This window comes from Candidatus Chloroploca asiatica (genome assembly GCF_002532075.1).
Taxonomy (GTDB): domain Bacteria; phylum Chloroflexota; class Chloroflexia; order Chloroflexales; family Chloroflexaceae; genus Chloroploca; species Chloroploca asiatica.
The window spans coordinates 43,911-70,907 of sequence record NZ_LYXE01000182.1; the positions used below are offsets into that span (position 1 = coordinate 43,911).

Below are 26,997 nucleotides of genomic sequence, written 5' to 3' on the forward strand. Positions count from 1 at the left end.
GACACTACGCTTCAAGATTGACGCTAGATTGACGCACCTTCAGTATAACAGCGATATACTACATGTGCCGAAGCTAAGAGAGAGGATGTCCGTATGGGCTGGCCCTTGCCATCAATTGCGCTCCGTGTCACCTTTGTGGCCCTGATACTCGCCCTGTTGACCGTCATCGTGCCGATCACCCTGCCAGTCGCGGCCCAAACCTTGCCTGCCCGTTGTGCCAACGGCGGCGATTATGGTACCACGCTGACGACCGATACCACCTGGAATGAGGATGTCTATCTGGGACGAAATCTCACCCTCCGCAATGCCACCCTCACCATCGAACCCGGTGTGACCGTCTATTTCTGTGGGGTCTTCAACCTCAAGATCGGCGATCTTTTCCAACCAGGGCGCCTCGTTGCTGTTGGCACCGCCGAGGCTCCCATTGTCTTTGAACCGGCACCAACCGTTGACGCCTGGGGCTGGCTCTATTTTGAAGATAGCCTTGCACAGACCTCATTGCTCCAACATGCGATCCTGCGGCGTGGCGGGGCCAATGCGCCCTCCAATCCGGATGCCGCAACGATCTATATTAGCAACCGGCATAGTCAGCCAGCGCTTGCCTCACCAGTACTTGACCAGGTGCGCGTCGAAGCCAGCGCCTCCAACGGGATCTTCATCTACCCGAATGTCGAAAATGATCCGACCCCGCCTGCCCTCTCGCGAGTCACGATTACCAGTAGCGCCCGCGCACCCATCCGCATGGCTGCCGCTGCCGCCAGCGGTCTCGGCGAAGGCATTGTCACCACTGATAATGCCATCGAACGCCTGCAAATCCTCGGTGATAATCTGCTCGGCTCGATGTACTTCAATCAGTACTGGCGCAATCACCCGACGCCCTACGAAATCCTCGGTAGCCTCGCTCTGCGCAATCGCGATCCAGCCCGGGCCTTTAGCACCTGGGAGATCGCGCCCGGCACGACGCTCTTGATCCACGAGAATCGCAACTTCAGCATCGGGGCGCTCAGCAACGATGCGCGCCTCATCGCCCGTGGCACACCCGATGCCCCCATCACCTTCACCAGGGCCAACGATCAGGTGGCCCAGTGGGGCCAGATCAGTTTCAATAATTTCTCTACCGCCGACAGCGAGCTCCACTGGGTGAACTTGCTCTACGGTGGTGGCGTCCCCAACGAGAGCCAGAATTACGGCGTCTTGAATCAGACTGGCACTGGTACGCTGACCCTTGACCACGTCACCATCAAGTTCAGCAAGAATGCGGCCCTCTATGCGGGAGGCAATGCAAAAGTGGGGGGCTTCCAGATCAGTGACAGCGTCTTCGAGTTCAACCGGATCGGCCTGAATCTCTGGGATGCCCGTGGGGTGGTGCGCGGATCGCGCTTTAGCAACCATAGCGAAGATGCTATTCGCAACAATCGGGCCAACACGCTATGCTTCGATGCCGCCGGCAACTGGTGGGGTACCGCCACCGGCCCCGTTGATGCCTCGGCCTCGACCCGTGACGCCTGCGCACCTGGCGGGCGCAGCAATGCCGGCAACGGCGAAAGGGTAAGTGATGGGGTCATCTACTGGCCCTGGCTGCAGGATGTCGATGGCGTGCCGCAGGATCGCAGTTCGATCACCCCCGACGGCGGCTTCTGGATCATCGCCGACGGCCAGGATCAGGGGCAACTGACGGTGACCCTCCGTGATGCCGAAGGTGCACCGCTCGTGGGTAAAGAGGTTCGGCTCGAAACAACCCGCGGTCTGCTTGCGCAACCAGAAGCACCAACGGATACCAACGGGCGCACCACCGCGACGATTACCAGTACCACGGCAGGCGAGGCAACGATCACTGGCTTTAACGTCACCGACAACACTAGCCTTGAAACCCAAACCTCGGTAGTCTTCTGGCAAGGTTCGGGTAATACCGGCGGTCTCGTGCAGGCCGGTGGCACACCCTATGCTCGCCCCGACTTGCTCGTTGAAGGTGAACCTTTTGAAGTCGGCTTTCCCATTACTTTCCGCCTGCCATTGCGCAATACCAACAGTACGCCGCTCGATGTCGAGGTCGCCTTCCGCGTCAGCAACTTTGGCATCGGCCAGGTGTGGACGCCCGTCGTGACACGGAGCTACACGCTCGCGCCGGGTGAAAGCTGGAATGCCCAGGGCGGCTACCTCCCACCTGATACGGCCCACCGCTGTGTTGCCTACGAAGTCAACTTTACCACAACCACCAGCCAGGCTTTGCTCGCGAACAGCGGGCGCTTCGCGGGGCAACGCAACCCCAAGAGCACCGCCCCACCCAAGGCACCGCCACCAGAGTGTAACACCGACGCGACCAAACTCATCCCGCGCAGCACCGGTTTGAAGGGCGTGCGCAAACATGGCAAAAATATGCAGCAACAGATGCAACAGGTCATCTGTGTCGTCAAGCGCAATCTGAACATCGGGGGGAATCTGCTCGCCAGCAGCCGTATGTACGAAACGCTCGTCACGCCACGCAGTTTTGAAGCACAACCGTTGCTCGCCGACGACGAAGTGACGGCGGCCCAGGCCCAGGCCGGAACTGCGATCGCCAATACGGTGGCCCAACTCAATGGGCTGGAATCTGCCCTGCTCGCAACCTACGAACGCATGCAACAGGCGAGTCAGGCGCAAGACTGGCAGGCCGCCCTGCGCCAGACCGAAGCCTACCGGGCTTTCCAGGTTGAACGCGCTACGCTGCTCGACCAGCTTGCTACCGCTGCCGATGATCTGGTGAGCGCCAATCTCGCGGCAGGGGAAGATCCCGGCTTTAGCCCCGACGAGTACCGCGCCTATCTGGCTGAACTCAAAGCTGACGGCTACGACGCCGAAACCATCGCCTTCCACCGTGCCAGTGGCCTCAGCGAAGCCGAGATCACGGCGATGCTCCAGACCGAGATCGCAACGCTCGAACAGGGCCTACCAACCACCAGCACCAGTCTCAACGGCATTCTGCGCAACCTGGCAACCGAAAGCCGCGCAACAGCCCAGGCGTTGCGAATCTTCTTGCAGCCAGCCACCCTCGCCGCTGATGCGACAACCCTGACCACGGTTGCCAGCAACAGCATTCCCTTTGTGGTAGGCAACCCGACTGATAGCGAGGCTACCGTCACCCTCGTCATCAGGCCCGTCGATCTCCCATTGCACTGGCGGGCTTCGCTCAACCAGACTGCCCTCAGACTAGCCGCGGGCGAACAAAGCCAGGCCATCCTGACCCTCGACCCAGGCGGGCAACCTGTCCTCCAGGACACCGATCTCCAAGTCGCCGTCGAGGGCTACATCAACGGCGAATTGATCGGCGGCGTCCTCATCAGCCAGCGCGTCCCAGGCAACGTCACCACCACCAATCGCGTCTATCTCCCATTGGTCCAACGGTAGGAAGCATCTCCATTTATGGAGTTCCAGAAATGAATCCGCTCTTCCAGACCTCACAGGTCTCGCAGCAATACGTTTCAAAGAAGGACGAGAAGAGACCTCTATGTCGTTCACACCTGACGCACCAATAGCACACAACTCGCAAAATCGCCGAGATGCAGATCCAGCCCGAGGTGCATCCATGCCGCGCCTGAGCGCACTTCGGGTTGGCCTTCAATCGTGTAGTGCCGCTGCGGGTCAAGCCCTTGCAAGCGCAACGGTGGTAGCCGCGTCTGCGCCGGTAGGTGGGTGCGGAAGGCAAACAGGACTGCTTCGGAGCGATCAGGCGCGACGTATAGCACCGCCGCGAAGGCATGGCGCTGCGGTGAGCGTAGCCGGTATAATTCGCCGAACTGGACGATTGGGCGGATCGTTTTGTACTGCGCGATCAATGCCGCCGCTTCCGCCCGCTCCTCCGCCGTCCAGCGCGCCAGGTGCCCACCAAGGCCCAGGATGCCGCACATGCCGACATGGAAGCGGAACCGCAGTGAGAGATGCGAGGCAGGCAGATCGGCGACCCAGGCGTGCATCGTGTTCGCCGGAAAGATCTGTGAAAACCCTTCCTGCATCGCCAGGAAGCGCGTCGGATCGATGTTGTCGCTCAGTTGGAACTGATCGGCCAACCGCATCAAGCCGAGATCGACCCGCCCTCCACCGCCTGAGCAGTTCTGCCAGACAATCTGTGGGTGCCGCTCACGCAATGCCCCCCAGACCCGGTAGAGGCCTTCGATGTAGCGTACCCACACTTCACGCGGTTCGCCCGGCGCATCGTGCCAGCCTGGCTCGCTGATGTTGCGGTTCATATCCCATTTGATGAAGTCGATCGGGTGTTCGGTCAGCAGGCGATCGAACTGGGCGATCAGGTAGTCCTGCACGTCGGGCCGAGCCAGATTGAGGATCAGTTGATGGCGGCTCTCGGTGCGGGCACGGGTCGCAAAGTGGAGCACCCAGTCGGGATGCGTGCGATAGAGTTCACTCTTCGGGCTGACCATCTCGGGCTCGATCCAGAGGCCAAACGCCATGCCGAGTTCATGCACTCGCCTGATCAGCGGCGTCAGGCCGTGCGGAAACTTGTGCGGATCAGGGCGCCAATCGCCCAGCGCCGCTGTGTCATCGTTGCGCCCCGCGAACCAGCCGTCGTCGAGCACGAACACCTCAATGCCGAGTGAGGCGGCGATCTCAGCCAGATGCACCTGCGAGGCCTCGTCAACGTCAAAGTGCGTCGCCTCCCACGAGTTGTAAAAAACCTTCTGCACTTGCCGCTCACCGGGCAAGATCACCTCACGGATAAAGGTATGCCAGCAGCGGCTCATTGCGCCAAAGCCAGCAGCGGTATAACCTGCGTAGCTCACGGGTGTCGTGAAGGCCTCGCCCGGGTCGAGGCGCCAGGCGAAATCCCAATCATTCAGGCCAATGCCGATGCGTGTCGAGCCGAAATCGGTCACTTCAGCCGCGATCTGCCAGTTGCCGCTCCAGGCTAGCGCCCCGAACCAGACCTCCCCACCGCATTCATCGGCCCCTTGCCCCAGATCGGCGTCCGGATCGCGATCGACCGCAAACCAGGGGCTATGGTGGTGGCTACTCGCCAGCCGACGACTCTCCAGGCGCTTGACCCCTTCGCTGAGCGGCTCGTGCCGCAGGATCCCTTCGTCCATATGGCGACCGACCATATGGCGCAGCCGGTAACGTCCATGCTGCGGCAGATGCCAGAGCGCCGACCAGATCCGCTCGATCAGCATCGGTTCCGTCCCGAGGTTCTCGATCCGCACCGCTCGCTCAAGCAGATCATAGGCTTCATAGAGTCGATACAAGAGCGTGACGCGCAACGGGTAGAACCCATCTTCGAGCGTGATCGCCAGCGTAGGCAGCGGCTCTGACTCTACGGTCGCCCCCACATAACCGAGCACCACATTGCGGACACCGTCGGCAAACGTCACTTTCAGACATGGCTCAACAAAGGTGTTCCCGGTATAGCCGGGGTACTCTTCAGGCGTCAGTTGGGCCGGAGGGTTAAACGAGCTCCAACCGTCAGGACTCGGCGGCGGCGGATAGTCGGCCAGCGCGGGGAGCCGTGGTCCCCAGTAGCAATGCGTGAGCACCCCGGCGTCATTCAAGCCGAGCGCATACGCAGTTGACGTCGTTGCCAAGATCCAGCCGGTCGCGTTGGTAAAAATAGGCATACAAAGTGCCTCACAAAAGAAGCTTACCGGAATCGTTTGATCCCTAACCCCATGTACCGTTCAGTAGGCCACCTTGTCACCCTGAGTACCACATGGCCCGCGGGCCAGTGACACCGTGAGAAACCAGTTTGTTGCACCGGCCCGCCCATGTCACCCCGAACGAACGTGAGGGGTCTTCCATGACGATCAGTGCAGATTCCTCACTGCGCCTGCGGCTTCGTTCGGAATGACCGCAGAGGCGTTGCGCTCCGACTATGAGATTTGTTGCTCAGGAGCGGAGCGAACGGTCTCAGGGGTCCCAACGGCAGCGATGCTTCGCTCCGCTCAGCATGACCATGTGGCACCTTCAAGTGTAATTGGTATAACCCGGAACGGTTGCTTAAAAGATCACCCCAATCGCCCCCAGGGTGAGGCCCGCCCCCGTGCCAAGTAGAACTACCCGGTTGCCCCGGTCGATCCGTCCGTCGGCAACTGCTTCGGCGAGCGCCAGTGGGATCGAGGCGGCAATGCAGTTGCCCCGAGAGGGCAGGTTGATGATCAGTTGCTCGCGGCGAAAGCCGTAACGCCTGGCAAGGATTTCCAGCGCATGGCCGCTGGCCTGGTGCGGTACGGCCGCATCGATCTCTTCGCGCGCCCAGCCAGTGCGTACAAAGAAGCTGTCTAAGAAGAGCTCAGAGATCCGCGCTGCTTTTTTGTAGATCGCTGATCCGTTCATCGCAAAGGTGTTCATCTCGGGGGTCGTCGTCGGGTCGTTGGGATGGTGCAGCGTGCCACCCCCCAAGATCGTCGTCAGGTCGGCTCCGCTGCTGTAGGTGGCAAATTGCTCCCAGACAACCGCACTCGCTTCGTTGACTGGGGTACGCACGATCACAGCGGCAGCGGCGGCGTCGCCAAAAAGCACGGCACTTTCGGGTTGGTTGGGGTTGAGTGCGTAGCCCGTGCGCTCACTAGTGATGATCAGCGCCGTCCGGTAGCTCCCGGCGGCTACCAGGTGCGCAACGCTTTGCAGGGCCACCAGAAAGCTGAGACACGTGGCATCGATGTCAAAACAGGTGCTGCCTCCGTCGGGTGCGCCAAGTTCGCGCTGCAGATAGGCGGCGGTGCAGGGAATCGCCTGTTGGCGCCCGCTCGCTGCGGCGACGATCAGGTCAACGTCATCAATGGCAAGCCCTGCAGCCGCCAGCGCACGCTGCCCCGCTATGGCCCCCATGTGTACCGTTGTCTCGTGGGTCGCCCGTCGCCGTTCTTTGATGCCCGTGACCCGCTCGATCCACCCTGTTTCGAGGCCGTAATCAGCTTCAAGGTCGGCATTGGTAACGATGCGTTCGGGAAGGTAGTGACCAAGACCTGCGATTTTGACATGCAACATAGAATGGTGTCTCTGCTTCTAGGACCGGTGCTCTTCGCCGGCAAGGCGCTGTAACTCGGCAAGCCGGTTGAGCGCGTCGAGTGGCGTCAATTCGTTGATGTTGAGCCGACGGAGGTAGGCGATCACGGGACTCGGCGCAAGGTCAAAGAGACTCAATTGCCCTTCGTAGGGCGGTGCACTGAGCGCGACCGGCGCTGGTTCCAACACTGTTTCAGCAGGCCGCGTCGTGGGTCGTGCGCTTGGCGCTACTGCTGTCTCATCGTGGGCAGGGCGCTCGTCGCCTGGCGCTTGCTCCACTGACAGACTCGGCCCGGTCGCGCCGTCGCTGCGCCCTCGTGACGGCGATGCCCCACTCGCTGCCGAGTCGGTAGGCGTCGGTTCAGCACCTGCTTCGCCGGGGGCAAGCGGCTCTCCGGACTCTTTCCCCAGTTGCTTGCTCCGCTCTCCTTCGAGTTCACGCAGCAACGCGCTCGCCCGTGCGATCACGGCCTGGGGAATGCCGGCCAGTTGCGCGACATGAATGCCGTAGGAGCGATCGGCCCCGCCTCGCCGGAGTTCGTGCAAAAAGACGACCTGGCCCTCTTTTTCGACCGCCGCCATATGATAGTTGCGCAGGCGCGGCAAAACCGCTTCTAGCGCGGTCAATTCGTGATAATGGGTCGCAAAGAGCGTACGGCAACGCAGGCGCGGTTCGTTGTGAATGTATTCGACGACGGCCCGCGCAATCGCCATGCCATCGTAGGTCGACGTCCCGCGCCCAACCTCATCGAGAATGATCAGGCTCCGCCGGGTGCTCTGCAAGAGCAACGCTGCCGTTTCGGTCATCTCGACCATAAAGGTGCTCTGGCCGGTCGCGATGTCGTCTTGCGCCCCGATCCGCGTGAAGATTCGGTCAACTAGGCCAATCGTTGCGGCTTCAGCGGGCACAAATGAGCCTATCTGCGCCATCAAGACGATCAAGGCCACCTGGCGCAGACAGGTCGAGTTGTGGCTCACCAGGCCGTTGGCGAGATAGGCGTGATCGTGGTCAACCGACAGATCATAGACCTCGGCCTCGCCGGGGGTCAGGCTGACCACCGGGTCGTAGAACGGGCGTTGCTTTGGCACGCGAAGGCTGCGCTTGGGATGCAAAAGCACGTCATTCGGCAACGCATCGAGCGGCAACCCGACCATCGTACCTTCGACTGTCGCAATGAGGCCCAGGTTGAGCAACAAGAGTTGCACCTGCTGCGCAATGGTTGTTGAAGGCATAAGCCAGTGAAGCATGCCGGAGGGTTGGAAGGAGGCGAATTTGCTCGCACAGAGCCCCTGCAAAAAGGCGACAATCGTCTCGCGGGGCGCACCGAGCAGCGCATCCGGGAGGGTGCAGGCACACTCGGCAGAGGCGGTCGCCGTGCAACAAGCTTGCTCTGGATGGGCCTGGGCAAGGCTGTCATCAGCCGCCGTAGGCAAGGTCGCATCCCCCTGTGAAGTGTTGGGGCACTGGTGCGACCTTGCGTCCTTCATACAGCGCCCACCCATCACCGTCGGGATCGTGCCCCGGCTCCCGAGGTTATACCCAAGCTGATAGGCCTGGGCCGGGGCGATCGTCGGATCGCGCCCCCAAAGATTGACGCCGCAGATGATGGCAAGCCGATCACCGGGTTGCAGATCACCGAGGCAACGCCACACCTCGTGGCCGTCGGCTTGCCGCACGCGCACGCGATGCTCGGGCGTGCCCTCAAGCGTAAAGCCGTGCTGGGTGGTCAGCCTGATGGTGGCCTGACACCCCCCGCGATAAAAATGAGTCGCCTCGCGGGGTTGCTCAAGGCCTTGCACTACCCTTCCGAGGGGCGCAAATGTGCCTTCGACAGCCCCAGATGGCATCAGATCGGCGATGCGCACCAGGCCGTGCTCACTATAGACCAGGGTCGCGCCAACGACACACTTGCCCGCCATATTGGGGCCAGTGATGATCAGCAGTTGCGCCTCGTCGGTATCGAGCCCCAGATCATTCGGGACAAACGCATCTTCGAGGACCTGCTCGACGACGGGATGGCGCCCGGCGGTAATCTGGAGGCGCGTACTTGCTTCAAGGTTCGGACGGGCATAACGCCCGCGCACCGCAGCCTCGGCGAGCGAGGCTATCGCATCGAGGTGCGCCAACGCTCGCGCCGCTTTGCGCAGCCGCTCGACGCCTTTGCTCAGCGCCTCGCAGAGCCGCCCGAAGGCATCGCGTTCGAGATCGGTCAGTTGCAACCTGGCCCGATCAATGATCTGCTCGTACTCTTTCAGTTCAGCCGTAATATAGCGCTCGGCACTGACCAGCGTCTGTTTCCGCTCATAATCTTTTGGAATCAGCCGCTCATCCACGTTGCGCGAGAGCTCGATATAGTAGCCAAAGACATTGTTATACCCAACCTTGAGCGCTTTGATCCCGGTACGCTCGCGCTCTTTGCCTTCCAGTCGATCAATAAATTCCTGCGCATGACGACTCGCCTGCACCAGCGCATCCATCCGTGGGTCAAAACCGGGGCGGATCACGCGCCGCGGGCGTTCGCCGCCCTCTTCGGCAGCGCGCAAATAATTGGAAGCCCCAAGCAGCGCTGGCGGATCATCATCAAGCCCCGCCTCGAGCAGAGCCAGCAGATCGCCACATGGATCAAGCAGCGGCTGCTGCGCCACCACCGCGTCTTCAGCGTCCCCAAAGAGATCGTCCTCGCCTGCTGCGGACGCCGCTGCTCCCGCGTGCGCAGGGTCAGCGTGGCCCGCAGCGAAGAGCGCTGCCTCCGCTGGCAACAGCTCAGCGAGGGCACCGTCAGTCGCTGCGAGCACCGCCGGCAGCGCCCGCAGCGAACTGCGCAGTTGCACAAGGTCACGCGGGGTTGCCACACTGATGCCCTGGGCAATGCGATTGAGCGCACGTTCCATGTCACCCACCGGGCCGAGCGCCTCACGCAACGTAGCGCGCAGCACCGTTGCTTCGACCAACCGGGCCACCGACGCCTGGCGGGCCAGCAGCGGCTCCAGTTCCAGCAACGGCTGATTGAGCCAGCGGCGCAAGAGGCGCGCCCCCATTGGCGTACGCGTACGGTCGAGCACACTGATCAGGGCCGTTTTCGCCCCCTGGCGCTGTGGCTCAAGCAACTCAAGGTTGCGCCGGGTCTGGGGATCCAGCAGCATAAAACTGCTCGTTGTATAGACGCGCAGCGTATTGAGTTGGGCCGCATAGTGGCGCTGCGTCTCGTGGACATATTGGAGCAACGCACCGGCAGCGCGGGTTGCCAGGGGGTGCGCATCGAGGCCAAAGGCGGCCAGCGAACCAACGCGCAACTGACGTAGCAACACCTCGGTCGCCTCACGCAGATCCCAGCGCCAGGCTGGCCAGGCCGTCACGTGGCCCTGTGTCCAGCGCGCCTCACTCGCCTGGTCAAGCCGTCGGGCGACCCGCTCGTGCGGCAAAAGCATGTCGCGCTCATCTTTGGTCATCGGCGCGAGATCCTGGGTCAAACGGGATTGCGACGGGGCAAACTCGGGCAGGCGCAGATTCTCAAGATCGGGTACCAGCACCTCGGCAGCCTGGAGGCGCGACAACTCACCGTGCAACTGGGCTGCGCTCCGCTCGCCGTGAAATTCAACCGCCGCAAATTCACCCGTACTCAGATCGGCATAGGCCAACCCAATCGCCTCACCTTCCACCAGGGCTGCAGCAAGATAATTATTTGTGGTCGCAGCCAGCATCGAGCTATCAACGACGGTGCCGGGCGTAATCACCCGGACAATCTCGCGATGCACCATCTTGCTGCCGTGTTCAGTGGGCGTCGTCTGTTGCAAACCCGAGGCAAAGACCGAGCGCGGGCGCGTATCATTGCGCGATGCCTCGGTCTCCGTCATCTGCTCGGCAATCGCCACCCGATAGCCGCGCCCAACGAGATCGGTCACATAGCGCTCAACCGCGTGGTACGGCATCCCCGCCATTGGCGCATAGAGCTTCTGCTGCTCACGGGGCTTGCTCTTATCAACCGCATAATCTTTGCGGGTTAGCGTCACATCAAGCAACTCGGCGATCAGCTTGGCATCATCATCAAAAGTCTCATAAAAATCGCCAAAACGAAAGAGCAAGATCGCATCAGCCGCCTGATCCTTTAGCTTGCGATACTGGCGATACCAGGCATGAATCTCAATCCTCGCCATGAAGTCAACTCCGTCTCCCACGCACCAGTGCATCTGTATACGCAGCGACAATCTGATCGGTAATCGTCTCAGGCGTGAGGCCACTCGTTTCAACCGTCACATGGGCAACCTCGGCATACAAGGGGCCCCGGGCCGCCCGCATCGCGGCGAGGCGCGTTGCTGCCTCATCGCCAAGGAGCGGGCGTTCTTCAGCGTCGGTGCGTAGGCGCGCCAGCAGCAACCGATCGGGTGCATCAAGCCAGACGACAAAGGCATGCTCGCGCAGCAACTGACGATTCGCGGGTCGCAACACAATGCCGCCGCCCGTCGCCACAACGGCCAGTTCACCCGCAAGCGCCTCAGCGAGCGCCTCAGCCTCGCGCTCACGAAACGTCGCCTCGCCGTGGGTCGCAAAAATCGTCGGCACCGGCATCCCCGCCGCGTGCGCCACCAGCACATCGGTATCACACAGCGGACGCCCAAGCCGCGCCGCCAGCACCGGCCCCACCGTAGACTTGCCCGCCCCGCTCAGCCCCACCAGCACAAGTGGGCATTCAGGTGACCCCTGCGTCATGCCGTCCTCTCACCTTCTTGAAGCTTCCGCATATGATAGCACATTCTGTCCAAAACATTCTTACGGCGACAGCAGAATATGCAAGCGCCCTCTACCCGCCTGGCGCTCATCAACAAAAATACGAAGCTCGTACTCGCCGAGGGGAAGCGGAGCCCCCGTGCTGAGCGTGATGCCACTGAGATAATTGCCCCCTTCCGGCTGCGGCAAGAGGCCACTCCGGTCAAGCGTTGGTTGGTGCTGCCCGTTGATGATCCATTCTTCGCGAAAGCGGCCCTCGCTGCTATCGGTGATGTTGACAGCATAGTAGAGGGTCGTCAGCCCAAAGCTGAAGCTTGTGCCTTCTTCAAGCAGTTCGTCACCATTGCGACCTGCACCAAAACGCACCCTCGCACTTGGCCCTGGCTCCTCCGCTATCACTGGGAGCCACACCTGGAAGGATTGCTCATTCAGCCCTCGTCCCGCTGTCCCCCTGGTCGACCGCGAAGGTGGCGCGGTTTGCCCTGGGGTCGTGCTCAAGAGCGTGGGGCGTTGTTCGGTGGAGTGAAGAGCCGCACGCTGCCAGACAAGCGGCAGGTTCATCAAAGATGCACTGGAACCAACACTATCTTGACTCCTACTTAGCAGAGCAAATAGGATCACGAGGGTGCCATAGCGCCACAGACGCAACCATCGGTACCTGTTTTGATGCTTCATCGTTGCCCTCCTCCGCCCTAGCCTTCCTCCTCAAGCCTGGGCGCGAGAGCGTCTCGCCCTCGCATGCACCCCGAGGGCGAGACGCTCTCGCGCCCGGTTACCCCTGTTGCCGCATTGCGTAGCGCAAGGCAACTCCGGCGATCAGGATCAGCACAGCAATGAAGACCGGTGCCGTCGTCACCCCACGGCTCCCCGTCACCGGCAACGTCGTAGGCTGGCCCGCAGCCTCCGTCGGCGTTGTCTCGGCACTGCCTTGCGTTGGCTCCGTTGTCGGCGTTGGCGTCGTCGTCACCAGGGTTAGCGTAGGGGTAACCGTGCTCGTTGCCGTCGCGGTCGCGCTGACCGGGGTCGGTTGATCTTCTTCGATTGGCGCAACGACTGAGGTTGGTGTCGGCAACTCGGCCCCACCCGGCCCGCGCAGGCGAATGCGTACCTCGGCCTCGCGGGGTGACACGACAGCATTGCCAAACTCGTCGGCCACATTGACGGCATTGGCCCGATTGACGACGGCATCTTCAATCGGCCCGTTGACCCGATAGGCCGTCGTAAACGCAACCCTCGCTTGCGGGGCCAGACGTTCGATGCCGAGGCTTGCCAGCAGATCATTCCAGCGCAACTCGCCCGTCACGGGATTATGGAAATCGGGCGGCACACTTGACCCAAGGAAACTGAGTAGATCGGGGCGGTAGAAATCCACGACCGGCGCACGGACAATATCGGCGAAGCCGTCGTTGCGCAGCGAAAGCGTAAAGCTAATCACGGGCGTATCAAGTTGCACAAAACTCTCGACAAGGGCCTTCTCGATCACAATGCGTCCACCCTTGATTGTACCCCCCGCATTATCTTCAGCCGCCGCACCTCCTTCGCCCCCCAGTCCCTCGCCAGCCTCGACGCGCACCCGATTGATGACCTCTTCCTCGATCGTGATTGCCCGAAAGACGACGATTACTTCGATAGTCTCACCAGGTGCAAAATCACCAAAAGTGTCGCTCAGGTTTGCCCAGCGCAGTACACCTGGTTCTTGACTCGTCGGTGGCGGCACCATCAACGCAACCACCGGGTCAAGGATCGCGGTCTGATACTCATCAACGAGCGGCAGTTCCGTGATCACCGTTGAACCAGTATTGCGGATTTGGATGGTAAAAGTGAGGTACTGGCCGACCTGAACTTCATCACTACCAAGCAGTGTCTTGCTGATCTCAAGGCCTACCTCCTGTACCGGTTCCGGCAGCGGCGTTACGGTGCCACTCGTTGCCTCAGGTGAAGGCATCGTCATCGTAGGCAGAATCGTAGCTGTTGCCGAGGTAGTGATCGTCGCAGTTGAAGGCGGTGATGAGGGAAGCGTTGGGCTAGGGAGAACGGTGGCAAAGCGTGTCGGCACCGTATCTGGTGAAGGGGTAAATGATGGCGTTGGGGTGGAAGTGAACGTGGGAAGCGCCTGGGCGAACGGTGCGGCCCGCACATGGGTACCGGTCAGCACAAGCAAGCCAATACTTACGCAGCAAACAACAAGAGCGTGGAGTCTCGACATCGTCAACCTCCCGTCTTTGCAAAGGATCCTCGCACCCCCCCTGTCATTCCCGCACACGCGGGAACCCAGACCACCGTCCCGCTCCAAACGTTGCGCCATTGCGCCATTGCGTCAAAAGGTAGTGGCCCTCACCCCCACCTTGACGCGTATGCACGTCAATGTGAGTGTTGCGCAATTTCAAGCCCCACGAGTACCCGCTCGGTATTCGAAAGATCGCCGATGATTTTCCGGACGGGCGGTGGCAACGCACGAATTAGGGTTGGCAAGGCCAGGATCTGATCCGTACTGGCCCGCTCAGGATCCTCGATCACATCGATCACCTCGATATGATACCGGTCAGGCAGATGCTCTTCGCAAAGGGCCTGCAAATTGGCAATCGCCGTCAGTGAGCGCATCGCATGCCCCGCGACATAGAGCCGAAGGATCCAGAATTCACTCTTGTCGGTGGGAAGATCCGGTAGCGGCTTGGAGACATTTTGCTCACTCATCGATCCTCCTTATGATGTTAGCTGCAGGCTGGCAGAAGGTATTTCGATCAGACTGATGCCCTCCGACGAAAGGACGAGTTTGCGAATTTGATTGGAATGCTCCATACCCCGTGATTTCAGGATATACAACCCACGATTGCGTTTCCCGTGCATCTCTAGGTTACGCACGAGCAACCACGTATCCACCAGCGACGAAACGCCGATATCGGTTCCTTCGGGATCCTGTCCCATCCCACTCAGGCTAGTCAGCAAGAGCGTGATGCCGTGTTGTTTGCAGAAATCAATGAGCCGGGTGAAGAGGGCGCGTATTTCGCTGTTGAAGCCCTGGGAGATCAGGCTGGTGATCGGATCAATAATGACGACAGACGGTTTGATGCGGGCGATCTGGTCGGTAATCGTCGCAAGATGCAATTCTAGGCCAGCGAGTGTCGGGCGTACGGCGTGGAAATGCAAATATTTCTCGGTAAACGCAGGCTTCAGATCGATCCCAATCGAGCGTACATTGCGCATGATCTGCGCGGGCGACTCTTCAAACGCAACAAAGAGCGTATGTTCGCCACGGGCACATGCCGCTGCCGCAAACGCTGACGAGAGACTCGTCTTCCCCGTCCCGGCCGTCCCCGAAATCAAGACCGTACTCCCTTTATAATAACCACTCCCCCCGAGCATCTCGTCCAACCCGTCCACACCCGTGCTGATCCGCTCGGTGCCTACATCATAGTCAAGCCCGAGCGCCGTGATGGGAAAGACGGTGAACCCATGTTGATCAATCAAAAAAGGATATTCATTCGTGCCATGCATTGTGCCGCGATATTTGACAATGCGGATCCGGCGGGTCGAGAGCTGCGCGGTGACGCGGTGATCAAGCACGATGACACAATCCGCGACATATTCCTCGAGCCCGTGACGGGTGATCGTGCCGTCGCCGCGTTCGGCGGTGACCACCGCAGTTACGCCGCGCTCTTTGAGCCAGCGAAAGAGGCGGCGCAACTCGGCGCGGATCAGCGCTTCGTCGCGGAGCCCGCTGAACAGCACTTCCAGGGTGTCGAGCGCTACGCGTTTGGCCCCAATGCGGTCAAAGGCATACCCAAGTCGAATGAAGAGCCCATCAAGCGTATAGGCCCCGACCTCCTCAATTTCACTCCGCTCTAGGTAGATATGTTCAATCCACAGCAAGCCACGCTCGCGCAGATCGTCGAGATCAAAACCTAGCGAGGCCACATTGTTCATCAGTTCATCCGGGGTCTCTTCAAAGGTCACAAAGACCCCTGGTTCGTTGTAGAGGGTGGCCCCACGTACGAGAAATTCCATTGCCAGAAGCGTTTTGCCGCATCCTGCGCTACCAGCAACGAGTGTCGGACGCCCCTCCGGTAGACCTCCAGTCGTGATTTCATCAATCCCATCGATGCCCGTTGGTGTCTTTGCAAGGTGGCGAGGGGTTGAAGTAGAAATGGTGTTGCTCATAAGATTCTCCTCTTTGTCCACGATGACGCTGGGTGATGCGCTGTTACCCCTCAACTAAAACTGCTCGTACCGGTGCGCCATCAACACCTTGCAATTTGAGCGGTAGGCAGAGAAGCGTTGAATGTCCCGGTTGCACATCAGTCAAGACGACACCTTCGAGGATCAGAACGCCATGCCCCAGCAAGATATGATGCGCAGGCAGGGCCGGCGTATGCGGAGGGTCGACCGATAGATAATCAATGCCCACAAGCCGGACTTTCTGCTGCACCAGGTAGGTCGCAGCCTCGGGGGTTAAATAGACATAATCATGACAAAACGCAGAGCGCTCAAGCAAGCCATCCCTGGTATTGCGGGTACGGAAGAGTACCATCTCGCCGGGTTTGAAGCGATGACGGGCAACCTCCTCAACGCTAATCGTGGTTGGATGCTCAATTGCGATAATCTGCACAGGCCCACACAGATCGGCGAGGGGCACGTCATCGAGGCTCGCCCCATCGGCAAAAATGTGCCGTGGCAGATCGATATGCGTCCCGAAGTGGGTGGTTGCGTTCTTGATCGCCGTAATATTGACACCGTCGGCAGCAATGGTGCAGTGCGGTTCAAGGCACACCGGTGCGTCGCCCGCATAGACCGGCATGGTCGCATTGATCAACATCGAAAGATCCTGGAGGATTTTCATTCCCTGCCTCCCTTTTGCCCATTCTGCCTTGCCTAGATTGTACCCTGGATTGCACGATTCTGCTGAACGCAGTTGTCACCTACTGGGCAATCACCCCCGTTAAGGGCAAGACGACAATCTGCGCCTGCTGTAGCACCCCTCCCACAAGCTGAAATTGCGCTACAGGAAGCCCCTGGTCATCGGGGTCGTCAGGGTTCACCAGATACGCGATGTACCGACCATCCTCAGGTTTCCCACGCTCAGTCATCCAGGCAGCCTGAGGGTTGAGCAGATCAACCTCAAACCGCACCCGCCCATCATTCACCGGCAGAGCGCCCTCGACCAGGCGGATCGGGCGATCATCGTAGGCCGCCGCTCCACGGATGCGCAACCCAAGGGTGGCGGTGCCACTTGCGGTCTTCTCGATGATGAGCGAGGAACCGACAAAAGCGCCAGTACTGGTAAGTACTCGCCCTGGGATGCTCTGAACGGTTGCCGGTTGCTGATCATGCAGCAGGCGTACGCGCAGGAACACCGCATCAGGGGCAAGGTGCAAGGCCGTCAACCCGGGGGTAAGTGGCAAACGAAGCCGACTCAGCCCCGACGCATACTTGAGGATCGCGTTGCCCCCGGTGAGTTCGCCGTCCCGTTGCGCTGCAATGTCGAGCTCGACCATCATTGGTTCGGCAGTGCGACGGGGCACCGTCACTGTGCCGAGTTGGATCCGGTTCTCCTCCACCTTGATCGTTACCTGGTTCGGATAGGTGGGGTGAAACATGCCGGACGCAACCACTCCCAGTTCCAGGTTTGCCACCACGGTTGGATCAGCCGCATACAACGTCAATCCGTGCGCACGCCACACCTGATTGGTCGCCCGATAGCCGTAGCGTTCAGGATCTTCGGCACTGGCAAGCAACGCATACGAAGGGATCATGCCAACCGGAAGCGGCGCGAAACTTCCATAGTAGCGGAGCCGCCCCGGCCCATAGAGAGTACTCCCGGCCTCTTGCCAGGCCCGGCTTAGACTGAGTACCGCCAGCCCTGGCATGCGTTCGTCGTTGCTGATCAGCAGATGGGGCGGGGGCCGAGTCGCATCGAGGGGAAGGCTCCGCCGTGGATCAGGGGTGAGCCGATAGAGCAAGGCTGCACCGATCTGCCCACGCAGCGTCACCTCAGGCTGTGCTTCGAGCCCGCTTGTCAACGCGGCGAACGCCTCTGGGTTGTACTGGTCGGCATGGATCACAAGCGTATCCACACCAAGCAAGCGCAGATAATCAACAATCTGCGGGTTCGGTAAGCTCTGCAGGCTTCGCAAAAGATCGAGCGTCCCAAAGGGAATCAGCGCGCCATAGGCAATGGGCAACTTCTTCCAATGCAACAGCGAGGCAAAATGGCGCTCGGTCGTGCGTTGCAGGTCATCGCCACGCGCTAGCGCACCAACGGGCAACTCGATCATCACCTGCACATCCGCATACTCTGGTGTCCCCAGGGTTGCATAGAGCGGATCAAGCCGCCCGAGCGCTTGCTCGCGAAGCGTCAACGGGGCCACCCCGTGCTCGCCAAGGATCAGCACACTACAGAGCGTAACCAAGCCAAGCTGTTGCCTGGATGGTCGTCGTGCGATCAGGCGCCCCAGGCTTAGTGCAGCAAGTGGTGCAAGCGCAAGCAACGCGATCAACCCCCAGCGCGACGGTACGCGCATCGCACCAAACCCGGGGATCATCTGGTACAACAACGGGTAGGGTGTCGGCACCGGCAAAGGCGGATCGCCACGTTCCCAGCGCAACCCAGTGCCAAAACTGAGCAAGACCGCGACGACCAACGTCAGCCACCAGAAGCCCGTCTGCCACGAACGCCGTACGAGCAAGGGGCTCAGCAAGGCAAGCCCGAGGGTGACAAAACCCGCAAAGAGCGCGAGTTCGTGCGGTGCCTGCGGCAACAACCCGGTGCGCCCATAGAGCCAGTTCTCGGGCAGAACAGCAAAAAAGGCCGACAAGGGGGCTGACCAGTGATCAAGCTCACGGATGGTGCGGACGATCCCCAGAGTACGATAGATTGCGAGATAGGGCAGCAAGAAGGGCACACACACAAGCAGCGCAAGCACGCCCCCGGCGCTGAGCCGACCGAGATACCTCCACGGGAACGCCGTGCCCGTCCGCACCTGTGCCCAGAGCGCAGCAAGCACCCAGAGCCCTATATACCCAAGGATCAAAGGGGCCAGAAAAAAGCCATAGTAAAACGCATTTGCCGCTTGCAACCCTGACCAGAACCCGACCCTCAACGCATCGCGCCAACTTCCCCCACCGGCTTCCTCGGGCTGCAAAAAGCGCACCAACGCCGCCATCGCAAGAGCCATCCAGCCACTCTGCAACAAATTCAGTTGCATAATATGGGCGAAGCGATAGGTCGAAAAGGCAAAAATAAGGCCACCGACAAACGCAACCCCGGGCTGCGCCCCAAGGGCGCGGCTCAACGTGTACCCACCCCACCCGGCTACCACAAAACTCAGCAACACCAGCAGATTATGCGCCAGCACAGGATTATTGCTCAGCCAGATCACCGGAGCGGCCAGCAGCGAAAGGATCAAATGATGGTCGTGGTACGCCGCCGTCGAGGGATAAGGATAAAAAATTGGCGCATGCCAGACCTGCAACGGATCATGCGCCAGGGCATGCGCATTCCAGGCCAGAATCCAGGTTTGCTGCAGCGTATCAGCATTCTCGGTGAGCGCACTATCGAGGTGCAACGCCAGCGGCCAGGTCATCCCAATGGCGATCACCACATAGAGCAGGGACATCAACCAGAATTGATGAGAGAAAGAAAAATGTTTCATGCCGAACGAGGCAGGTTAAAAAAGAGTAAAAGACGAGTATACCACATGACTCAAAAACCGCTGGGTGTGACCTAACGCCCCGTAAGGCCGAAGCACGCGCCCCCCAGCCTAGGGCGATTGCATCATACGAAACCGGATACAAAAAGACGCTCTATCAGGGTACCCGCAAGGGGTGCCCCTACAGGCCGGGGGCCGAACCCGGTGTACGGGCACCCCTTGCGGGTGCCCTGGCGGGGTGCATACACGGAAGATGCAATTGCCCTGCCCCGCCAGGCGCGCGTCAACGGGCCAGCATGCATAGCGCGTGCTTCGGCCCACCCAGCGCGTGCTTCGGCCCACCCAGCGCACTGTTGATCTATAATGGAGCAGTAGCACAACAAAGGAGGAAGCTCTTGCCACCACCCCCCTACCTCATCAGCGACCTGCACGATCCGGCGGCCCCCGACCAGTGGCGCGGGTTTAGTGATCGCGTCATGGGTGGCATCTCACGGGAAGAGATCACCATTGACACCATCGAAGGGCAGCGCTGTCTCCGCTTACGCGGCGAAGTTCGCCTCGAAAACCAGGGTGGCTTTGTGCAGATGGCCTTGCCCCTTGACGCAACAGGGCACCCGCTCGATGCACAGGCATATACGGGCCTACGCCTGAGCGTATGGGGTAACGGCGAAACCTACCGGGTTCACCTGCGCACCAGTGCCTGCCGTCGGCCACAGCAATTCTACTGGGCCGAGTTTCGCGCCGTCGCAGAGTGGCACCTGGTGGACCTGCCCTTCACCGCCTTTGCCCCCAAATGGCTCGAAACGCCCCTCAACCCCGGTGCCCTGACCCGCCTCGGCATCGTCGCCTACGGGCGTCAGTTTCATGCCGACATCGCTATCGCACGCGTCGCATTGTGGTAGGGATGCTTGCTCTCATACCCCCCATCATTTTTGCTGAAAAAGCCAGCTTTGCTGGCTTTTTCAGCAAAAGAAAGCCTACCCTAAGGCACGCTCGAGTAACGTAGCACGAGCCGGGCTATACGCCCCACTCTCGCGCCAGAAAATCGTGCCCTCGCGGTCAACCAGCAACAGCGTAATTGACGCTGTTGACTTGATCTGCAGCGCCGAACGAATCCGATTGACATCGGTATAGATCGTCAGTGTACGGTCACGGACGGCTGCATTGGCAATCGTGGAAGCCATGCCTCCATCAATAAAGGGACGGGCAAGGTTATAAAAGTTGCTAATAATTGGCAACTCGTAGACACGCAAATCCGGGTAAGCGGCCATTTGCTGATCAAGATAAGGAAACCAGGAATCAACCTGGCCCTGATGCCAACGCTGAAAGGCAACGAGCACCAGGTTGCGCTCACCACCAAAACCGGAGGGCAGCGTGAGCGTGCGCCCATTCAGATTACGAGCCTCAACAATGGGAAAGCTTGCATTATTCAAGGTCATTTTTCTCTCCATTCTGTCCCATATCTTTATTGTACCCTGGTTTCGCCTGTTCTGTGTAGGGGTTTTACCTGTTCTCTGTAGGCAGGGCGATTGCATCTTCCGTGTATGCACCCCGCCAAGGCACCCGCAAGGGCACCCGCAAGGGGTGCCCGTACCGGGGCGAGGCCGAATCCGGTGTACGGGCACCCCTTGCGGGTGCCCCGTTACGCCTTCGCGCCTTGGCGCCTTTGCGTCAAAAACCCTGCCTTATTTGCAAGGTATTGCGTCTAAGACGACTCACCTGGTCACTAATCGGCCCTAAGACTCACGGTATAGAGGGGTGCCCATATAGTATCATAGCCTTGTGGCGATCAGAGCAGAACGTGTGAGGAGCGTTACGCCTATGACGCACTATGATTTCATTATTGCGGGTGGTGGAGCGGCCGGATTGAGTCTCGCGTACCAGTTGATCAATAGTTCCCTCCGTGACTACTCGATCCTGGTCATTGACAAGGGCAACAAGCAGGACAATGACCGTACCTGGGCCTTCTGGACCGACCAACCCACCCCGTTTGAACCGATTGTCTATCGGTCGTGGGAACAGTTGCATCTGGCTGATGACGAACGTGGTCAGGTCCTTGACTTGCACAACTATCGCTATCAGATGATCCGCGGCATCGATTTTTATCAGTTTGTTCATGCCGCGTTGCACGCTTGCCCGCATGTGACGTTGCTGCAAGGCAAGGTCGAGCAGATCATTGATGGCCCCCGGGTTGCGCAGGTCATTGTTGGCGATCAGACCTACACAGGCACATGGGTTTTTGATAGCATTTTCCGCCCGAATGAACGCCTGAATGATGAGCGCTACCAGTACCTCCAGCTCCATTTCAAGGGCTGGGAGATCGAGACGGCGACCGATGTCTTTCGGCCCGAAGCAGCGACGTTAATGGACTTCCGCACCCCACAGGCGGGTGAAACGCGTTTCTTCTACGTCTTGCCCTTCTCGCCGCGTCGTGCGCTGGTCGAATTCACCGTCTTCTCTGATCAGCGCTTTAGCAATCAGGCCTATGCAGAGGCCTTGCATGAATACCTGGCGCATGTCCTGGATGTCACTGCCTACCAGATTGTCGCCGAAGAACAGGGAGTCATTCCTGCAACCGATCAGCCCTTCCCGCGGCGCATTGGTGAACGTGTGATGACCATTGGCACCAAAGGTGGGCGTGTCAAGCCAACGACCGGGTATGCCTTTGTGCGCATTCAGCAAGACACTGCCGCGATTATCCAGTCCCTCATCTACTATGGGCATCCCTTTGATGTGCCTGAAGATGCCCGCCGCTATCGCATCCTCGATACTATTATGCTCGAAATGATGGATCACTATGGTGAAGAACTGAAACCGGTCTTTACTACCATGTTCGAGCGTAACCCGATTCAACGGATCTTGCGTTTCCTGGATGAAGAAGCCACCCCGCTCGAAAATCTGCAACTGATTGCCACTATGCCGCCTTGGCAATTTATTCAAGTTGCCATTCAATGGCAATGGACGCATAACAAGCACATGCACCCCTTTGCCCGGCTGATTCAGCCCCCGCCTGATCCCCATCCCGAACACTATGATAGCGAAGGCGATGGGTGGTTACACAACGCGGTGCGGATGTTTTAAGCGGCGAATCCGTCGCTTAAAACATCCGCACTGTGTTGCGCAAACGAGCCCAAATGACGCAATATCCTATTGCGCAATGTTCACACCTATGCTATACTATGCCCAGAAATCAGACTGCCCGATGCTTGTTCTGTTGTTCTGTCTATGCACCGGGAGAATCCTGGTAAACTGGCAGCCTCGATTGTCCCCCATTGGTTCCCTTATTCCCTTGGCTTTTGTGTGCAATCAGATAACCTCTGTAGCTGGTTACGTGTATGTGTAGAGCCATACTACGGCTCTTGAGCCTTTGTGTCTCCACTCTGTTCGCTGGGGTCTATCGCCCCTGTGCCTCTGGCGCACCCGCAGGTGACGCGGCGCGCTCTCACGCCACGGTGCCTGTGCGTTTCTTCGTGTGTGGTGCGACATCCTCGCCCGATCTTCTTCCTGCCCAATCTATGTGATGCATGTGACCAACTCCAAGGAGAGCACGATCGTGAACGTTGGTGAATTAGAGCTGAAAACGCTGCATGATCTGCGTGAAATGGCGCGCAAGCTTGATATTACAGGCTATAGCGGTCTCAAAAAGCAGGATCTTATCTTCAAGTTGCTCCAGGCTCAATCAGAAGAGCAGGGCAATACGTTTAGTGATGGTATTCTTGATGTTGTGTCCGATGGCTTTGGCTTTCTGCGTGGCGAACGGATGCTGCCGGGCGCGGATGATGTCTATGTCTCGCAATCACAGATTCGGCGCTTTGGGCTGCGTACCGGCGATCGCATCTGGGGCCAGATTCGCCCTCCCAAAGAGAGTGAGCGCTTCTATTCGCTCCTCCGGGTTGAATTGATCAATGGCGTTGATCCTGAGACAGCGCGCAAACGCCCCCTGTTTGATCAGTTGACCCCCATCTTCCCCAATCAGCAGATGAAGCTTGAAACCGAGCCGAATTTGTTGCAAACACGCCTGGTTGACCTGATTGCCCCGATTGGGCGCGGTCAACGTGGCTTGATTGTGTCACCCCCCAAAGCCGGCAAGACGATGTTGCTCAAGGCGATCGCGAATGGCATCTCGACCAATTATGCCGATTGCCATTTGATGGTGCTCCTCATCGGCGAACGCCCCGAAGAGGTGACTGATATGCGTCGCTCGGTCAAGGGCGATGTGATCTCTTCGACGTTTGATGAGCCAGTTGAGGATCATACCAAGGTCGCCGAGATGACCCTCGAACGGGCAAAACGCCTCGTCGAAGGCGGCCAGGATGTCGTGATTTTGATGGACTCGATTACCCGCCTCGCCCGAGCCTATAACCTCGATATGCCCCCCAGTGGTCGCACCCTCTCTGGTGGTATCGATCCGGTCGCGCTCTATCCGCCCAAACGCTTCTTTGGGGCCGCACGTAATATCGAGGATGGTGGCTCGCTGACGATTATTGCCACCTGTCTGGTCGATACCGGTAGTCGCATGGACGATGTCATCTACGAAGAGTTTAAAGGCACCGGCAATATGGAGCTGCACCTCGACCGCAAGCTCGCCGAGAAACGGATCTTCCCCGCACTCGATATTCAGCGCTCGAGTACGCGCCGCGAAGAGTTGTTGCTGCCGCCCGATGCTCTCCGCCAGGTCTGGACGCTGCGCCGGATGGTAAGTATGCTCGGTGATAACGAAGGCACTGAGTTGATGCTGACCCGGATGTCCAAAACCAAGACGAATATCGAATTTCTTGCTACACTAAGTAAAGGCGGATAAGACATGATGCTGAAATGAGGCTTCTTCTGTGCAACGTTTTGACTCTATTATCGCTGGCGGTGGTGCGTCAGGCCTGAGCCTGGCGTACCACCTTGGTAAAGCAGGTTTGCATAATCACCGTATCCTTCTGGTTGATCGCGAGGTCAAGGTTCGCAACGACCGTACCTGGTGCTTCTGGGAGGTGGGGGACGGTGCCTTCGAGCCGGTGGTGTTCCGCAGTTGGGAACATCTCTGGTTTCATAGTGAGACGCATTCGCAGCGTCTCGCTATTGCGCCTTATCGCTACAAGATGATCCAGGGGCTCGATTTTTATCAGTTCCTCGAGCAGTGGCTGCAAACCCAGCCACAGATTACCCGTATTCACGGATCGGTGGATCGGATTGAAGATCAGCCCGATGGGGTGACGGTCTGGGTTGATGGTCAACCCTATCACGGGAATTGGGCCTTCAATAGCATTATGCGCCCGCAACCCCAACTACCCGGTTATACCTATTGGCTTCAGCATTTCAAGGGGTGGGTCATTCGGACGCCTGCGCCGGCTTTTGAGCCAGCAGCGCCAACGTTTATGGATTTCCGTGTACCGCAAGAGCACGATGTGCGCTTTGTCTATGTGCTGCCTTTTGATCCCTATACGGCCCTCGTTGAGTTTACCTATTTTTCGCCTACCCTGGTGCCACAAGAGGAGTATGACCGTCAACTCAAACACTATATCAGTGAACGCCTTGGCCTGACCAGTTATGCGATTGAGCATTGCGAATTCGGGGTTATTCCGATGAGTGATGCGCCCTTGGTGCGCCGCCCTAGCCCCCATGTGCTCAATATTGGCACCGCCGGAGGGCAAACCAAGGCTTCGACCGGGTATACCTTCCAACGCATCCAGCGCCAGTCGGCCCGGATTGCCGCGAGTATGGCCTTGACGGGGCAGCCTTTCTACCGCGAACGCGCCTGGAATCGCCATGCGGCGATGGATAGTGTCTTGCTCAAGGTACTTGATACCGGGCGTGAGCGCGGGGCCGATTTCTTTAGCCAACTCTTCTCGCGGAATGATCCTCGCCATGTGCTTCGTTTCCTCGATGAAGAGACGCTGCTGCTCGAAGATGTGATCTTGATGGGTACGGTCAATGTGCCCGCGTTTCTGGCTACAGCGATTGAGTTACTTGGGATCCGCCTCCGCGATCATTTCATTGATCCCTTGCGTCGCGGCGATGGGGCCTATCCCGTGCCAGATTAGGCGCTCATCTGCTTCGCGTGTTAGACAAGGTTCGCAGGCACTTGACAGTGTCTTAACCCGAACGGCCAGCATTGCTGGCCGTTCGGGTTGATAAACCCGCTCAAGGCACGCTACTTAGGCGACGCCGCCAACCTGCAAGAATGAGCCCATAGTAGCCGAGCATGATCCAGAGTGGAAAAGGTGGGATCTGGGTCGCCGCCCACGCGGGCATGGCAAGCACCCGCGCACCTTCGGTCAACCACGCGACCGGGAGCCACGCGAGCGGGCCAAGGAGTTGCCCCAGCGGGAGCCAGATCAATCCGGCGAGCAGGGCCAGGGTGCAGGCGGCCATCGCATACGGCACGATCGGCACGAGCAGAATGTTGGCGAGCGGGGCGACGAGGCTCAGGTTGCCAAATTGGTAGAGGATCAAGGGTAAGGTCAGGACTTGTGCTGCCATGGTCGCGGTGAAAGCTTCGCTGATTGGGGCGAAGACGGCCCATCGAAAGGGTCGGTGACGGCTAAGGCGCTGCTCGATGGGGCGGGCAAAAGCAAAGAGGCTCGCCGTCGCCAGCGCTGAGAGTTGAAAGCCAACATCCCAGAGGGCATGCGGGTCGGCGATGGTAAGCAGACCACACCCGCCAGCCAGCAGGTGCCACGGTTCGCGCTCACGATCCGCAGCTCGCCCAATTGCTGCCAGGCTTGCCATGACGGCGGCTCGTAAGACCGCCGCTGAGGCACCCGTGAAAAAGGCGTAGATCCACATCACGCTCAGGGCTAACCCCAGCGATGAACCACGCCCCAGACGGAGTCGTGTGGCGACGCCTGCAAGCAACGTGGCAACAATCGTGAAGTTCCAGCCCGAGACGACGAGAATGTGGCTGGTGCCGGTCACCGAAAAGGTGGTGTAGGTCTCGTCCGGGATGCTCGATTGAATGCCTAGCAGAATGCCGACTCCGATGGCCGCCTGTGGCTCAGGCAGCATGCGGATCATCAACTGGCGGCAATGCTCGCGAAATTGCAACAGCATGCGCAGTGGGGGCAACCCTGCGTCACCCTCGAGCACGGTAAGCTTCGCTGGTTGGTTGAGGATCGCAAAGATGCCCCGGTGCGCCAGATAGGCGCGGTAATCGAAGCTTCCTGGACGTTCGGCAAGCCGTGGTTGTTGCAGCGTTCCGGTGACGAGCAGGCGTTGCCCATAGCGGTAGGCAGGATACGGTGCCACCGTAAGTTGCACCAGGCCCTGTGCCCGGCGAGCCTCGTTTCCTACGCGGACTGCCTCTACCTGCAAGACAAGCCGTTGCCCATCATCGCTGCGCCGCGGATCAGCGGCAACCCAGCCGATCATCGTCTGCTCACCACGGCCAATCAGCATCGCAACATGATCCGCTCCAGGGGGTGGTATGGCCGTCTGGTAGCGAAGCCCGCCCAGGCTCCCCACCAGGGCCAGCAAAGCCATCAGGCGCAGGTTCGGCTGCCGGTGCAACAGACCCACGCAGAGCAACGCACACCCGGCAATGCTCCCCATCAACACGAGTGACGGGGTTAGGATGTCAGCAACAACAATGCCTAGCAACCAAGCTATCACAAGGCGGATCAGCATAACACCTCTTTCTACCTCTCAAGT

Annotated in this window: 17 protein-coding genes; 5 read left to right on the forward strand and 12 right to left on the reverse strand. The window is 59.4% G+C overall.

Annotated features, from left to right (window positions below; translation table 11 throughout):
* Positions 1 to 93: 93 nt before the first annotated feature.
* Entirely contained in the window at positions 94 to 3,384 is a 3,291-nt protein-coding gene (locus A9Q02_RS21460) for an Ig-like domain-containing protein (protein WP_097655122.1), read from the forward strand.
* Positions 3,385 to 3,491: 107 nt separating this feature from the next.
* Here A9Q02_RS21460 and A9Q02_RS21465 read toward each other — a convergent pair whose 3' ends face one another.
* The 10 genes from A9Q02_RS21465 to A9Q02_RS21515 all read right to left on the reverse strand — a co-directional run bounded on the left by A9Q02_RS21465 (position 3,492) and on the right by A9Q02_RS21515 (position 19,326).
* Complete coding sequence (locus A9Q02_RS21465) at positions 3,492 to 5,600, reverse strand: alpha-galactosidase (RefSeq protein WP_097655123.1); 2,109 nt, start codon at positions 5,598 to 5,600, stop codon at positions 3,492 to 3,494.
* A gap of 379 nt (positions 5,601 to 5,979) precedes the next feature.
* Positions 5,980 to 6,969 carry a 3-oxoacyl-ACP synthase III family protein gene (locus A9Q02_RS21470; RefSeq protein WP_097655124.1) on the reverse strand — a complete coding sequence of 330 codons (990 nt, stop codon included), beginning with the start codon at positions 6,967 to 6,969 and terminating at the stop codon, positions 5,980 to 5,982.
* Positions 6,970 to 6,987: 18 nt separating this feature from the next.
* A complete protein-coding gene (gene mutS, locus A9Q02_RS24985) occupies positions 6,988 to 11,142 on the reverse strand; it encodes a DNA mismatch repair protein MutS (RefSeq protein ID WP_425430801.1) in 4,155 nt (1,384 codons plus the stop codon).
* 4 nt (positions 11,143 to 11,146) lie between these two features.
* Positions 11,147 to 11,695, reverse strand: a complete 549-nt coding sequence (locus A9Q02_RS21485; protein WP_097655125.1) for a shikimate kinase — start codon at positions 11,693 to 11,695, stop codon at positions 11,147 to 11,149.
* A gap of 60 nt (positions 11,696 to 11,755) precedes the next feature.
* Complete coding sequence (locus A9Q02_RS23975) at positions 11,756 to 12,274, reverse strand: hypothetical protein (RefSeq protein ID WP_141509119.1); 519 nt, start codon at positions 12,272 to 12,274, stop codon at positions 11,756 to 11,758.
* 211 nt (positions 12,275 to 12,485) lie between these two features.
* Entirely contained in the window at positions 12,486 to 13,919 is a 1,434-nt protein-coding gene (locus tag A9Q02_RS21495; RefSeq protein WP_097655127.1) for a hypothetical protein, read from the reverse strand.
* Positions 13,920 to 14,074: 155 nt separating this feature from the next.
* On the reverse strand, positions 14,075 to 14,407 hold the full coding sequence (locus tag A9Q02_RS21500) for a circadian clock KaiB family protein (RefSeq protein ID WP_097655128.1): 333 nt from the start codon (positions 14,405 to 14,407) through the stop codon (positions 14,075 to 14,077).
* A gap of 9 nt (positions 14,408 to 14,416) precedes the next feature.
* Positions 14,417 to 15,871 carry a circadian clock protein KaiC gene (kaiC, locus tag A9Q02_RS21505; RefSeq protein WP_097655129.1) on the reverse strand — a complete coding sequence of 485 codons (1,455 nt, stop codon included), beginning with the start codon at positions 15,869 to 15,871 and terminating at the stop codon, positions 14,417 to 14,419.
* Between the two features lie 43 nt (positions 15,872 to 15,914).
* Complete coding sequence (locus A9Q02_RS21510; protein WP_097655130.1) at positions 15,915 to 16,550, reverse strand: cyclase family protein; 636 nt, start codon at positions 16,548 to 16,550, stop codon at positions 15,915 to 15,917.
* 79 nt (positions 16,551 to 16,629) lie between these two features.
* Entirely contained in the window at positions 16,630 to 19,326 is a 2,697-nt protein-coding gene (locus A9Q02_RS21515) for a hypothetical protein (protein ID WP_097655131.1), read from the reverse strand.
* A 428-nt stretch (positions 19,327 to 19,754) separates the two neighbouring features.
* Between A9Q02_RS21515 and A9Q02_RS21520 the strand changes: the two genes are divergently transcribed.
* Positions 19,755 to 20,261: a CIA30 family protein gene (locus A9Q02_RS21520; RefSeq protein WP_216361577.1), complete on the forward strand. Its 507-nt coding sequence runs from the start codon at positions 19,755 to 19,757 to the stop codon at positions 20,259 to 20,261.
* Positions 20,262 to 20,336: 75 nt separating this feature from the next.
* Here the strand turns inward: A9Q02_RS21520 and A9Q02_RS21525 are convergent, their stop codons facing one another.
* A complete protein-coding gene (locus A9Q02_RS21525) occupies positions 20,337 to 20,798 on the reverse strand; it encodes a TlpA family protein disulfide reductase (protein WP_097655133.1) in 462 nt (153 codons plus the stop codon).
* A gap of 382 nt (positions 20,799 to 21,180) precedes the next feature.
* On the opposite strand from A9Q02_RS21525, the gene A9Q02_RS21530 reads away from it, so the two are divergent.
* From A9Q02_RS21530 to A9Q02_RS21540, 3 genes are all read left to right on the forward strand, one after another.
* Positions 21,181 to 22,440: a lycopene cyclase family protein gene (locus A9Q02_RS21530; RefSeq protein ID WP_097655134.1), complete on the forward strand. Its 1,260-nt coding sequence runs from the start codon at positions 21,181 to 21,183 to the stop codon at positions 22,438 to 22,440.
* A 472-nt stretch (positions 22,441 to 22,912) separates the two neighbouring features.
* Positions 22,913 to 24,160: a transcription termination factor Rho gene (gene rho, locus A9Q02_RS21535; RefSeq protein WP_097655135.1), complete on the forward strand. Its 1,248-nt coding sequence runs from the start codon at positions 22,913 to 22,915 to the stop codon at positions 24,158 to 24,160.
* A gap of 28 nt (positions 24,161 to 24,188) precedes the next feature.
* Entirely contained in the window at positions 24,189 to 25,391 is a 1,203-nt protein-coding gene (locus A9Q02_RS21540) for a lycopene cyclase family protein (RefSeq protein ID WP_097655136.1), read from the forward strand.
* 100 nt (positions 25,392 to 25,491) lie between these two features.
* On the opposite strand, the gene A9Q02_RS21545 is transcribed toward A9Q02_RS21540, so the two are convergent.
* A complete protein-coding gene (locus A9Q02_RS21545) occupies positions 25,492 to 26,973 on the reverse strand; it encodes a ComEC/Rec2 family competence protein (RefSeq protein ID WP_097655137.1) in 1,482 nt (493 codons plus the stop codon).
* Between the last annotated feature and the right edge of the window lie 24 nt (positions 26,974 to 26,997).